Below are 12,956 nucleotides of genomic sequence, written 5' to 3'. Positions count from 1 at the left end.
ATAAAATAAGAAAGCTATACGGCCGGTGCCTGAATATAGGCGCTATGGCTGCTTAATTAACTACCGGACTATTGTAATAGTACTTCGAAAAAATAATGCAGGTTGCAGTATTTATTCAGATACAGTTTTCATTTCTAAAACTGCTATACCCGCCACGCCTGTTGTAACAATAGATGCCAATAACAATTTATTATCCTCCTCTGCTTCCGGTAATCAATGGTACAATGATACGCTTACTGCTATTGCGAATGCTACTGCTCAATTCTACAAGCCATCTGCTAATGGTTATTATGCTGTTAAGGTAATTCAGAATGGTTGCAGCAGCGCCTTTTCAAATAGGTTTAATTATACTGTTACTGCAATAAATGTTGTACTTAATTCAGAGTTAAGTATTAATCCAAATCCTGCACAAAGTGAAGTGTTCATCCACAATAATTTAACAGGAGTGCCTATTTTGAATGCTATCATTTACAATACTGCAGCACAAACAGTTTTCAACCAGTACAACCTAAAAAATGGCGATGCTATTAATATCAGTCATTTACCCGCAGGCATATATTATGTGCATTTATACAATCAAAACCTGCATTTTTATCAAACTCAAAAACTGATAAAAACATACTAAATAATTTTTTATGAAACGTTTTTGTGCATTCGTTGTAATAATGTTTTTTGGTTCAGCAAAGGCAAATATTATACTGCCTTCAATTTTAAACAATAATATGGTATTACAGCAACGGTTGGCCGTTACATTATGGGGCTGGGGCAATCCGGGCGAAGTGGTAAAAGTTACCAATACCTGGAATAATGCAATTGATTCTGCAACAACAAACGCAAATGCACATTGGCAACTTACTATTCAAACGCCTGCTGCCGGCGGTCCTTATCAAATTAATTTTAAGGGATACAATTCCATTACATTAACAAATGTATTCATTGGTGAAGTTTGGCTTTGTTCCGGCCAGTCGAACATGGAAATGAATGAACAATGGGGTTTACCGGATGTAAAAGCTGTTTTGCCTCATGCCTGTAATCCAAATATCCGTTTTTTTACAGTAGCCAAGTCTGCTGCCAATTGTCCACAACAAGATGTAAAAGGTACTTGGGTAAGTTGTGATGCTGCCAACTTACAAACCTTTAGCGCAGCTGCCTATTTTTTTGGGAAAAAGCTGCAAGATTCGCTACATGTGCCTATCGCTTTGATCAATGCCAGTTGGGGTGGCACGCCGGCAGAAGTGTGGACGCCAGATTCTATTATTCGTATGGATGAGGAATTATTGATGGCAGCTAAAAAACAAAAACCTTCCAAATTTTGGCCTCATGAACCCGGTGTGGCTTTTAATGCCATGATTGCACCAATTGCACGTTTTGCTATTGCCGGTGCAATTTGGTACCAGGGCGAAACAAATACAGCTTATCCATATACGTATGCAAAACTATTTACTGAAATGATGGGTACCTGGCGTAAAGCATGGAAATATAATTTCCCATTTTATTATGTACAAATTGCTCCTTTTGCTTATGGTAAACCTTACGCTGGTGCCTTGTTGCAGGAACAACAAAGTAAGGCAGCAGCATATCCCAATGTTGGTATGGTTGTAATTACTGATTTGGTTACCGATACTTCAAATATCCATCCCAAAAATAAACATGATGTGGGTGATCGGTTGGCGAATTGGGCTTTGGCAAAAAATTATGAGTGGAAACACATTATCTGTCAATCGCCTCATCTTAAAAATGTAATCATAAATAGCGACAAAGTATTGCTCAGTTTTGAAGACACCGGAGGAGGATTACTGATAAAAGGGGCTAATGTGCAACAAATATGGGTTGCCGGTGCTGATAAAGTATTTTATCCGGCTGCTGCAAACATTGAAGGCAATCAATTAATGGTATGGAGCAGTAAAGTACAGCATCCTATTGCTGTTCGCTATGCCTTTGGAAATACTGCTATTGGTAATTTGTTTGGTAGCAATCATTTACCTGTAATCGCCTTCAGAACTGATAATTGGAAGTTGAATGCTGCGAATAATAAATAAAAATATGAATTGAATGTATATTCATAGGCAGAAATTGAATTTTAGAAAGGTCAATAATAAAAAAAGCCGCAAATTTATTTTGCGGCTTTTTTGTGTACTGTTTTCGTAGAGCGTACGGGAATCGAACCCGTGATTCATCCGTGAAAGGGATGCGTCTTAACCCCTTGACCAACGCTCCATTTGTTTTTGGGAGTGCAAAAATAGGGGGCGGCTGGTATCCCTCAAAATTTTTTAAGGAATTTATTTTTTTCACCTGATAAATATATACTTTTTTGTTTAGGCCGGATGCGAATCATTGATTTGATTTCTATCAATTCTTTTCAAATTATTGCCATAACATAAATACAAAATGGATAGTTGGCTACAATGTTTTAATTTTGCAGCGATTTATCTTTTTTATCATTTAAATACAAGTAAAAATGAGTACAGTTAAAGTTGCCATTAATGGTTTTGGACGAATTGGTCGGTTGGTATATCGCCAAATTTTTAACATGGAAGGTATTGATGTGGTTGCTATAAACGATTTAACCAGTCCGAAAGTACTGGCTCATCTTTTAAAATATGACAGTGCACAAGGCAGATTTGATGCCACAGTTACTGCTACCGAAAGTTCCATTATAGTAAATGGGCATGAAGTTAAAATCTATGCACATCGCGATCCGGCACAAATTCCCTGGGGCAGCCATCAGGTAGATGTAGTGATTGAATCTACCGGATTTTTTACCGATAAAGCAAAAGCAGAAGCACATTTAACTGCCGGTGCCAAAAGAGTGGTTATTTCAGCTCCCGCCACCGGCGATTTAAAAACTGTGGTGTTTAATGTAAACCACAATATTTTGGATGGTTCTGAAACCATTATTTCCTGTGCATCCTGCACCACCAACTGCTTAGCGCCTATGGCCAAAGCATTAAATGATGCATTTACCATTGAAGCAGGAAGTATGACTACAATTCATGCCTATACCAACGATCAAAATACTTTAGATGCTCCCCATCCTAAAGGTGATTTGAGAAGAGCCCGTGCAGCCGCTGCTAATATCGTTCCCAACAGCACCGGCGCTGCAAAAGCCATTGGTTTGGTGTTGCCTGAATTAAAAGGTAAATTAGATGGTGGTGCACAACGTGTTCCTGTTATTACAGGTTCATTAACTGAATTGTCTGCTATTCTTGCTAAAAAAACTTCAGTTGAAGAAATTAATGCAGTAATGAAAGCAGCCAGCAACGAAAGTTTTGGTTACAATGAAGATGAAATTGTTAGTAGCGATATTGTTGGAATGCACTACGGTTCATTATTCGATGCCACTCAAACAAAAGTAATTACCGTTGGCGATAAACAATTGGTAAAAGTGGTAAGCTGGTACGATAATGAAATGAGCTACGTATCTCAATTGGTACGTACCGTTCATTATTTTGCAGGTTTAATTAAAAAATAAAGAAATGCCGGTGTATGCCGGCATTTTTAATATACAATGTAATAGAGGTAAAGCTTATTTTACTGCAAGCTTCTATTCTAATTAAAAAAAAATTATGAGCAAATTTTCTAATTTTAACTTCAATAGGCATAAAGCATTAATTCGGGTTGATTTTAATGTGCCTTTAGATGCCAATTATCAAATTACGGATGATAATCGCATGAAAGCTACCATTCCTACCATCCAAAAAATTTTGAAAGATGGGGGTAGTGTTATTTTAATGAGTCATTTTGGAAGGCCAAAAGATGGCCCGTCTGAAAAATATTCTTTAAAACATTTGGTAGCACATTTATCGGTTTTATTAAATGGAACTTCTGTTCAATTTGCAGATGATTGCATTGGTGCACTAGCCTTTGCAAAAGCAGCGGCATTAAAGCCCGGCGAAGTTTTGTTGTTAGAAAACCTTCGTTTCTATAAAGAGGAAGAATTAGGCGATAAAGCCTTTGCCGAAAAATTGTCAGAATTAGGAGATGTATATGTAAACGATGCTTTTGGAACAGCGCATCGGGCACATGCTTCTACCGCAGTGATAGCGCAGTTTTTTCCAAAAGATAGAAAAATGTTTGGGTTATTGATGGAAGCAGAAGTGGCCAGTGCCGAAAAAATCATGCACCAGTCTGAAAAACCCTTTGTTGCCATTATTGGCGGCGCCAAAGTATCTGATAAAATTTTAATTATCGAAAACCTTTTAAAAAGAGCAACCGATATTATTATAGGCGGTGGAATGGCTTATACTTTTATGAAAGCAAAAGGTGGCAATATTGGCAATTCATTGTGCGAAGATGATCGGATTTCAACTGCTAAAGAATTATTAATAGAGGCTGAGAAACAGGGGGTATGTATTCACTTACCCGGCGATAGTATCATAGCCAATAAATTTGCTGCCGATGCAGAAACTTCTGCAGCTCCTTCTAACAATATACCCGATGGATGGATGGGGTTAGATATTGGCCCCGAAGCATGCGAGCAGTTTGCCAATGTAATACAAGCTGCAAAAACCATTTTATGGAACGGGCCTATGGGCGTTTTTGAAATGGCTAAATTTCAACACGGAACTAAAGCCATTGCGGTTGCCGTTGCCGCCGCTACACAAAAAGGCGCTTTTAGTTTAGTAGGAGGGGGCGATAGCGTTGCAGCAGTAAACCAGTTTGGCTTTGCAGATAAAGTAAGTTATGTTAGTACCGGTGGTGGCGCTATGCTTGAATATTTTGAAGGAAAAGAATTGCCCGGTATTGCTGCAATCAACAACTAAAATAATAAGTATGAATACATGTTTAACCACCCGAAAAGGGTGGTTTTTTTGCGTCATTTCGTCTGAAATTATTTTTTAGGCATATATTTTGAAAATGTAGCTCATTAATTACCAACAAACAATTATCTTACAAGCAATTTGGTGTGGAGTGAAAAATTAAATTTCAATCATCAATGTACTAATTAAAAAATAATTTAATTTAAATATTTTTTACAAATCAATAAACCAGCGTATATGAACACAAAAACCCTTACTTTAATTGTAATTGCTGCAATCATTCTTTTATTAGGTGGTTGCGGCTGTAATGGCTATAACGGATTGGTACAGGGCGAACAGGCCGTAAAACAATCGTGGAGTAATGTAGAAACCAACTATCAACGCAGAACCGACCTGTATAATAGTGTTATTAAAACAATTGAAGGATCAGCAAATTTCGAAAAATCTACTTTAAAAGAGGTAATTGATGCACGTGCTAGGGCTACCAGCGTAAATGTAGATATTAACGATCCGCAAAGCTTGCAAAAATTTCAGCAGGCACAGGGTCAGTTACAAGGTGCATTCAGCCGTTTAATGGCTGTTGCCGAAGCGTATCCTAATTTAAAAACCACACAGGCATTCCAGGATTTTCAAGCACAAATAGAAGGTACCGAAAACAGAATCAATGTAGCCAGAAGAGATTATAATGCAGCAGTAAATGCATACAATTTAAAAGTGCGCACTTTCCCGAATAATATTTTTGCAGGTATTTTTCATTTTACTGAAAAGCCCTATTATCAGGCAGATTCTGGAACAGAAAAAGCACCGGAAATTCAGTTTAATATAAAATAATACATAATACAGATGGGTATCTTCTCCAAAAAAAAGCCGGTTGATTTTTTTTCGATGGAAGAAAAAAACCAGATTGTTGCAGCCATTCAAAAAACAGAACTGGTTACCAGTGGTGAAATTCGAGTATATATTGAAAATACATGCTTCAATAGCAACCCGGTTGATAGGGCAAAGGAGTTATTTACCCAATTAAACATGTATAATACCCGGGAAAGTAACGGGGTATTGGTGTATGTTGCTGTAAAAAGCAGAAAACTGGCTGTTTTTGGCGATGAAGGCATACATGCAAAAGTTGGACAAAATTTTTGGGAAGATGCTGTTCAGAAAATGATCAGTCATTTTAATGCGCAACATTTTGCAGAAGGCATTGCAACAATTGTAATGCAAATAGGCGATGCCCTTCAAACACATTTCCCCTTTAATCAACAAACCGATTCCAACGAGTTACCCGATGATATTGTTTTTGGTGATTAGTTTCATTTAATGCAATATAACAGCCAATGGCGCAGGATACTATTCAATGAAAAAACTAATACTGATAAGCATTTTACTGTTGCAAACATTTTTTTGTTTGGCGCAGGATATTTTACCCAAACCCAATCCACCCAGATTGGTGAATGATTATGCCGGCGTACTGTCTGCCGAACAGAATGCAGCACTTGAACAAAAGTTAGTGGCATTAGATGATTCTACATCCAACCAAATTGCCATTGTTCTGGTAAAAACTTTAAATGGTTACGATGTGGCCGATTATGCCAACAAGCTGTTTCGGGCATGGGGTATTGGAAATAAAAAAACCAATAATGGTATTTTAATATTAGCTGCCATTGATGACAGAAAAGTATGGATTGAAATTGGTTATGGCCTGGAAGGTGCCATTCCCGATGCCACTACTTCTCAAATTTATAGAGATGAAATTGTGCCGGCATTTCGCAATAAAGACTATTATACCGGATTAAATAATGCAGTAGATGATTTGGCTAAAGCCGCTGTTGGTGAATATAAAGTGGCCCGAAAACAAGACAAGCCCACCGGTAGTGGTGCCATTATATTCATTATTTTATTATTGATTGTTTTTTTCATATTGCGCAGGGGCGGTGGAGGCGGAGGTGGTGGTGGCTTAATTGCACCCATTTTATTATCGGGTATGTTAAACAATAGAAGTAGTGGTAGTTGGGGTGGCAGTGGCGGCGGTTTTGGTGGTTTTGGAGGTGGTAGTAGCGGCGGTGGCGGTGCAGGAGGTGGATGGTAAATTTTTTACATGCATTATGGTTGCATGTTAATGTTTTTGGATTAAATTATATACAACTGAATTTTACTGTTATGTAAACCCCTATTTTTGAAATATAAAACAATTACTATAATACAAAAATTATGAAACATCTATTTTTAGGATTCTTTCTTTCAACCGGTATTATTGCAGTTTCTGGTCAAATGGTAAAAGTGCAACCCGGTACTGCATTTAAAACTGTTACGGATATTAAAGTAAATACCAATCTTAATTTTGCGGGTCAGGATATTGAAACAACCACCAATGCAGTTACAACAGCTTTAGATACTATTAAAGCAGTTACTGCAGATGGCTATACTTATTCTGCCACAATGAAGCATATTAAAGGGGAAGTAAAAGTGATGGGGCAGGATCAAACTTTTGATTCAGATGATGAAAATTTAAGAAATAATCCTCAAATGGCCGATTTATTTAAAGCATTAAACAAACCCAATAATATTGAGATTAAAAATGGCAAGATGATTACTCAGTCACAAAAATTAGATGCTATTATAAAAATGGGTGGTGCAGATGATCAGGCTAAGTATGTATTAGCACTTCAACCCACCGATATCAAAGAAGGATTTAGCTGGACTGATTCAACTGTATCCGATTCTTCTTCTAAAATTGTGAGCAATGCTACCATTAAACAGGTGAGTGATAATGCAGTTGTTGTTGAAATGCATGCCAATATCACTTTAAAAGAAAATATCAATAGAAATGGTATGGATATTGTACAAAACCTTAACGGGAAAGCTATTGCAACCCGAACATATAACAAAGCCAACGGGCTGTTAATCAACGAAACAAGTAATGTTGATTTAACCGGTACTATGGAAATGATGGGCCAATCTGCACCCATTACATCAAAAGGATTAATTGTAACTACCGTTCAATAATTGAGGATGTATCCCTGCATCTAATTTTTTATAAAAAATATTGTTGTCCGACTAAAATTGTAAAATAATGGTTCAAACCCTTTACAGAACCATATTTCAGCCGATTTCAAAAGATGGGGTACTCCCTCCAATTTTGAAACAATCATTTTTTAGCCTGTAATTCTTTATAGCAAAGAATTACAGCGATTTTTAAGTTAAGTTTTGCCGGACAATAATGATAAAAAATCAATAGTTCCATAAAAAATGCTGCACTAAAACAATAGTTGCGGCATTTTTTGTAAGATGCGATACAATGTATTTTATTGGTTTCCTTCCTTTAGTTTTTCTGTAATATAATTGGCAAGATTCAATTGACCCATCGATTGTTTTTTTGATTTTAATTCATTTAAAAACAAGTTGATGAATGGATCGGTTTGTTCATGATAGGCCAGTGGAATATCTTTCTTAAATTGTATAATATAATCAATGCCTTTTCTAAATTGGGTACTATCTGATATTTTTGACAGAAATACAGTAAAGTCAGGTAATATCTCAAATTTTTCCTGGCCAACCGGTAATTGGCTAAAGTTATATGCTACATAATCAAAATTATCTGCATCTCCATAATGAATAAAGGTATTTACAATGGCTGAGAGTAAATGGCCTTTTGCAGTTACTTTACTTAATTGTAATGCTTGTTTAAAAGCTTCTACACTATCAATTTTACTTAATGCACTTAATGCAGCTCCGGCAACTGAGTAAGATGAATCTTGTAAAGCATCTACAAAAAAGTTTTTATAGTCTTTATTTTTTAATTTTCCCAATACATCAATAGCACTTGCCCTTACTAATTTTTTAGGATCAGTTTTTGCTAATTTTTCAATTTTATCAATAGTTGGCTGATGCAGGCTCTGATTGGTAGTGTTAAAAATATTTAATGCATTAATTCTTATTCTAAAAAAGGGATCATACAAAGCATTTTCTACCAAGGTATAGCCCAAAACATCATCTAAATGATTACTTCCATAAACCACTGCTTCTCGTTTGTCTAAAAAGTTTTGTGCATGATTATATTGATAAAAAAATTCTGATACTGTTTTATGGTCTGTTTTCTGTGCCAATAATATCTTATCTGCATCTACATTCACTAAATTTGGTTTTTCCGATACTTTAAAATAAAAGGTATCCACCCTGTTTTCGGCACAAACCTGATACCGTTGTCTGTTTTCACCGGTATAAATATCAATGGCAAAAGGAAGCTTAAAAATTTTACCCGAAATTTGTTTTTGTTGTACAATTACTTTTTCCAACTGGGCTTTTTCATCATAGATATAACTTATGTCTAAAACAGGATGCCCACTTCCAAAATACCACTGATTAAAAAACCAGTTTAAATCTTTTCCTGTTACAGCTTCAAAGGCAAGTCTTAATTTAACAGCGCTGCCATTGCCGAATTTATTGTTGTTTAAATAAAGATTGAGTGAATGAAAAAAAGCACTGTCGCCAACATAATTTTTCAACATATGTAAAATTCTCCCACCTTTATTATAGCTAACGGCATCAAACATATCTTCCCTGTTCTGATAATAGAAACGAACCAAATCTTTATTGTCAGTATTACTTAAAAAATAATCATTCATATCTTTCCAATTCTGATAATCACCAGCCTCTTTTCCATATTTATAGGTATCCCAAAGTACTTCACTATAATTGGCAAAACTTTCATTTACGGTTAGGTTACTCCAGCTTTCGCAGGTAACCAAATCGCCAAACCAGTGATGAAATAATTCATGTGCAATGGTTTCTTCCCAAATATTTTCATCAGTCAATTGCCTTGCATCCTGCTGTGCACTTTCCTGGTGCAGCACAGCAGTGGTGTTTTCCATAGCGCCGCTTACATAATCACGGCCTACAATTTGCGCATATTTTTGCCAGGGAAAATCAATTCCAAGTATATTCGAATAAAACTGAATCATTTCAGGTGTATGCCCAAAAATTTTTCTTGCAACTTTTTCGTATGGCTTTTCAACATAGTATGATACCTCTTTGCCTCTATAACTGTCTTTCACTATGGCATAGTCACCAACGCCAATAAAAAACAGATAAGGGCTATGCGGTAAATCCATTAGCCAGGTATCTGTTCGGGTATTGTTGTTGTTTTTTTGTTGTTTAATTAGTTTTCCGTTTGAAAGGGTAACATATTTATCTGGCACTGTTAATATAAACTCATCCGTACATTTTTGATCCGGTTTATCAATAGTAGGAATCCATACTGAATTAGATTCTGTTTCGCCCTGCGTCCATATTTGGGTGGGTTTGTTTTTATCCTTTCCCAAGGGGTTTATAAAATACAAACCTTTTGCATCGGTAATTGCAGCACTTCCTTCTCCTTTATATTCATTAGGCTTAGCTGTATATTGAATGTATATGGTATATTTTTCGTTTTGGGTATAAGTTCTGTCTAACTGAATTTTCAGTTGCATACTATCATACCGGTATTGCAGCGGAATAAGTTTGCCATTTTTATCTATGGCAACTTTGTCAATATTCATGCCTTTCGCATCTAAGGTTAATGAATCGGTTGGATAGAAGTGGGGTTTTAAGGTTACCCATTCTTTACCATTTAAATAACTGTGCTGATAATCGAATGAAGCTTCCAGTTTTGTATGCACCAAATCATTGATTTTGGTGGCAAATCCTCTGTAAATGGTTTGCCAGTCATTTTTATTTTGCGAAAATGCAGTGGAATGTACGATAATAAGTAAAACAATAAAAACTTTTTTCATGTGATTTTTTTGATTGAATGTTTAACTTTGATTTACCCAAATGAAAATGAACCATATTATTAATCGGTATGGTTTAATAAAGGGCAATAAAGATAATACGAGCAAAGGCAGAATTGGTTAAAGAAACCCAAAAAACATAAAAAAATTTTACGTGATTTAACCGATGGTATAAAGCTTCATTTTTTCTGTTAGATTTGTATAAACTTTTCCGGCTCATGTTTTATAAGAAAAATTACCTGCAATTATTTTTGATTGTAATAGGTTTATTCATGTTCCATGCGGTGGGGTATGCTCAGAATTATCATTTTATCTACTTGCAGTCAGCCAACCGACAGTCATACAGTGTTCATATCAATCAGCAGGATTGGACATCTACTTCCGGTGGCTATTTGATTATACCTAAATTAATGCCCGGCACGCATCAGATGCAATTACAATGGCAACAAGATCCTAATCTGATATTAAATTTTGCAATTCCGGTTACTGATCAGGATGCAGGGTTTTCAATTACCAAAAGTGAAACGGGTAACTGGCAATTGAATGGGTTAAGCAATGAATTGGTCATTGCTGCTAATATGCCGGTTGCAGAAACTGCTCTGCCGGTGCAAGAAGAAAAAGTTGCCCGTTCGGTTACTGCGGTTGCTACTCAAACCAATACTCCCAATAAAGACAGTGTTGTACAAGTTGTAAACAATAAAAGCAGCAACATTGCAGAGCAGATGAATACTGGTATTATGCCACCGGCTGTTAAAACAGCATCCAAACAACAAAAGATGCCGGCATCCAATCGAAGCAGTTCCGTTTCAAAAACTTTTGAAAAAATGGGTGCACAAGGTCTGGATCAGATTTATATTGATAAATCACAATCTAAAGCAGATACCATTGCTGTTTTTATCCCCTTAAAACAGGCCCCCCGTGCAGAGGTACAGCCGACCACTACTGTTGTTACAGAAACGCCTGTTGAAACAAAACCTGCCGCACAAATAGCTGCCCCAAAACCAGCCGATACAACGAATCATACACCGGTAAGTGAAACAGTGAATAACCCAACACCTTCCTGTATTCCTGCTTCTAAAGAAGATTTTAATAAAACAAGAATAGATATGGCATCATCAAATACCGATGCTGCCATGATAGAAGCTGCCAAAAAAGCCTTTGAAAAAAATTGCTATTCGGTTGAACAAATAAAAAATTTGGGCATACTATTTCTTTCTCAACAAAACCGACTCCAGTTTTTCGCCGCTGCAAAAAAACATTTACTCGATGCCGATAATTTTCATTCTTTAATTAATCAGCTTATCGATCCCAATATTATTGAACAGTTTAAAGCACTTGAAAAAAACAATTAATTGGTAGTGAATGCCCCGTTATTTTATAGAAGTATCATATAAAGGTACCTGTTACAGTGGTTTTCAAATTCAGGAAAATGCTGCCACCATTCAATCAGAAATTGAGAAGGCAATGATGGTTTTATGGAAAGTGCCTTTTCAGTTAACCGGCTCATCCAGAACCGATGCAGGTGTGCATGCCCGACAAAATTTTTTTCATTTTGATACTGAAATACAAATACATCAAAAGCATTTATATAACCTAAATGCTATTTTGCCAAAAGATATTGTCATCCTGAATTTGTATCAGGTGCCCATTCATGCACATTGTCGCTTCGATGCAACTTCCCGAGCTTATAAGTATTATATGCATCGTATAAAAAACCCGTTTCTTACAGAAACCAGTTGGTATTATCCTTATGTTTTGAAAGAAGATGCTTTGCACCAAGCGGCAGCAATAGTTTTAACTCAAAATAATTTTACTTCATTTTCAAAGAAAAATTGTCAGGTTAACAATTTTAAATGTTTCATAGAAAGCTCGGGCTGGGAAATAAATCAAAGAGGAATGCTTGTATATTCTATTACTGCCAACCGTTTTTTGCGGGGTATGGTTCGTGCCTTGGTAGCCACCATGCTACAGGCAGGAAGAGGCATCATTAGCCTGTCAGAATTTGAAGCCATTTTTCATGCCGAAAAAATTGCATCTGCTAATTTCAGTACCCCAGCACATGGCTTATTTTTAGAAAAGGTAAATTTCCCGTTTCAACTGTTACCGGTTGAGTTGGAATAGTATTCGGCAAAGGTTTGCCTTTATAATTTTCTTTTTTTTCAATTTAAGTTTGGTAGTTTCCCAAATGCTTGTATCTTCGCCGCCCATTCAACAAAAATGGTAGTTCTTAGAAAGCATCTAACATAGGTTTTTCTTCAAAATTGTAAAAATTTTGAAAAAGATTTTGATGTTGATTTTCAGTAGCTTATCTTTGCACTCCGTTTTTAAAAAAGCAAGTTCTTTTACCGGATTAATCGTCAAATTTTTTTCAAATAAATTGATAAAAAAGTTTGGATAGGAAAGTTGGTGGCATTACATTTGCAACCCCAATAAC

General features: G+C 36.2%; 11 protein-coding genes and 1 tRNA gene. 10 read left to right on the top strand and 2 right to left on the bottom strand.

What is annotated here, in order from left to right; genetic code table 11:
- Window positions 1-25: 25 nt before the first annotated feature.
- Together JK139_RS15785 and JK139_RS14790 are read left to right on the top strand one after the other, a co-directional pair.
- A complete protein-coding gene (locus tag JK139_RS15785; RefSeq protein WP_218331970.1) occupies window positions 26-625 on the top strand; it encodes a T9SS type A sorting domain-containing protein in 600 nt (199 codons plus the stop codon).
- Window positions 626-635: 10 nt separating this feature from the next.
- Window positions 636-2,039 carry a sialate O-acetylesterase gene (locus tag JK139_RS14790; RefSeq protein ID WP_074419292.1) on the top strand — a complete coding sequence of 468 codons (1,404 nt, stop codon included), beginning with the start codon at window positions 636-638 and terminating at the stop codon, window positions 2,037-2,039.
- 106 nt (window positions 2,040-2,145) lie between these two features.
- Here the strand turns inward: JK139_RS14790 and JK139_RS14785 are convergent.
- Window positions 2,146-2,217: transfer RNA gene (locus tag JK139_RS14785), tRNA-Glu, on the bottom strand.
- A 241-nt stretch (window positions 2,218-2,458) separates the two neighbouring features.
- On the opposite strand from JK139_RS14785, the gene gap reads away from it, so the two are divergent.
- The 6 genes from gap (at window position 2,459) to JK139_RS14755 (ending at window position 7,760) form a co-directional block, all read left to right on the top strand.
- A complete protein-coding gene (gene gap, locus JK139_RS14780) occupies window positions 2,459-3,472 on the top strand; it encodes a type I glyceraldehyde-3-phosphate dehydrogenase (protein WP_074418403.1) in 1,014 nt (337 codons plus the stop codon).
- A gap of 94 nt (window positions 3,473-3,566) precedes the next feature.
- Entirely contained in the window at window positions 3,567-4,763 is a 1,197-nt protein-coding gene (locus tag JK139_RS14775) for a phosphoglycerate kinase (protein ID WP_074418404.1), read from the top strand.
- Between the two features lie 234 nt (window positions 4,764-4,997).
- Complete coding sequence (locus tag JK139_RS14770; protein WP_074418405.1) at window positions 4,998-5,591, top strand: LemA family protein; 594 nt, start codon at window positions 4,998-5,000, stop codon at window positions 5,589-5,591.
- 12 nt (window positions 5,592-5,603) lie between these two features.
- Window positions 5,604-6,065 (top strand): TPM domain-containing protein, encoded by a 462-nt coding sequence (locus tag JK139_RS14765; RefSeq protein WP_074419291.1) that lies wholly within the window; start codon window positions 5,604-5,606, stop codon window positions 6,063-6,065.
- A 97-nt stretch (window positions 6,066-6,162) separates the two neighbouring features.
- Entirely contained in the window at window positions 6,163-6,843 is a 681-nt protein-coding gene (locus JK139_RS15715; RefSeq protein WP_262900189.1) for a TPM domain-containing protein, read from the top strand.
- Window positions 6,844-6,965: 122 nt separating this feature from the next.
- Window positions 6,966-7,760 (top strand): DUF6263 family protein, encoded by a 795-nt coding sequence (locus JK139_RS14755; protein WP_074419289.1) that lies wholly within the window; start codon window positions 6,966-6,968, stop codon window positions 7,758-7,760.
- 299 nt (window positions 7,761-8,059) lie between these two features.
- Here JK139_RS14755 and JK139_RS14750 read toward each other — a convergent pair whose 3' ends face one another.
- Window positions 8,060-10,525 (bottom strand): M1 family aminopeptidase, encoded by a 2,466-nt coding sequence (locus JK139_RS14750; protein ID WP_074419288.1) that lies wholly within the window; start codon window positions 10,523-10,525, stop codon window positions 8,060-8,062.
- A 215-nt stretch (window positions 10,526-10,740) separates the two neighbouring features.
- Between JK139_RS14750 and JK139_RS14745 the strand changes: the two genes are divergently transcribed.
- Together JK139_RS14745 and truA are read left to right on the top strand one after the other, a co-directional pair.
- Window positions 10,741-11,874: a DUF4476 domain-containing protein gene (locus tag JK139_RS14745; protein ID WP_074419287.1), complete on the top strand. Its 1,134-nt coding sequence runs from the start codon at window positions 10,741-10,743 to the stop codon at window positions 11,872-11,874.
- Between the two features lie 10 nt (window positions 11,875-11,884).
- Window positions 11,885-12,643: a tRNA pseudouridine(38-40) synthase TruA gene (truA, locus tag JK139_RS14740; protein WP_074419286.1), complete on the top strand. Its 759-nt coding sequence runs from the start codon at window positions 11,885-11,887 to the stop codon at window positions 12,641-12,643.
- The last annotated feature ends 313 nt before the right edge of the window (window positions 12,644-12,956 follow it).

This window comes from Hydrotalea lipotrueae (genome assembly GCF_019249625.1).
Classification (GTDB): Bacteria; Bacteroidota; Bacteroidia; order Chitinophagales; family Chitinophagaceae; genus Hydrotalea; species Hydrotalea flava.
This window is presented reverse-complemented; position numbering and strand designations above follow the sequence as displayed.

What these genes read in the sequence shown, in the direction of transcription:
- JK139_RS14765 (WP_074419291.1), top strand. Translation starts at nt 5,604, where the DNA reads ATGGGTATCTTCTCCAAAAAAAAGCCGGTTGATTTTTTTTCGATGGAA.
- JK139_RS14790 (WP_074419292.1), top strand. Translation starts at nt 636, where the DNA reads ATGAAACGTTTTTGTGCATTCGTTGTAATAATGTTTTTTGGTTCAGCA.
- JK139_RS14750 (WP_074419288.1), bottom strand. Translation starts at nt 10,525, where the DNA reads ATGAAAAAAGTTTTTATTGTTTTACTTATTATCGTACATTCCACTGCA.
- JK139_RS14775 (WP_074418404.1), top strand. Translation starts at nt 3,567, where the DNA reads ATGAGCAAATTTTCTAATTTTAACTTCAATAGGCATAAAGCATTAATT.
- JK139_RS14755 (WP_074419289.1), top strand. Translation starts at nt 6,966, where the DNA reads ATGAAACATCTATTTTTAGGATTCTTTCTTTCAACCGGTATTATTGCA.
- truA (WP_074419286.1), top strand. Translation starts at nt 11,885, where the DNA reads ATGCCCCGTTATTTTATAGAAGTATCATATAAAGGTACCTGTTACAGT.
- gap (WP_074418403.1), top strand. Translation starts at nt 2,459, where the DNA reads ATGAGTACAGTTAAAGTTGCCATTAATGGTTTTGGACGAATTGGTCGG.
- JK139_RS14745 (WP_074419287.1), top strand. Translation starts at nt 10,741, where the DNA reads ATGTTTTATAAGAAAAATTACCTGCAATTATTTTTGATTGTAATAGGT.
- JK139_RS14770 (WP_074418405.1), top strand. Translation starts at nt 4,998, where the DNA reads ATGAACACAAAAACCCTTACTTTAATTGTAATTGCTGCAATCATTCTT.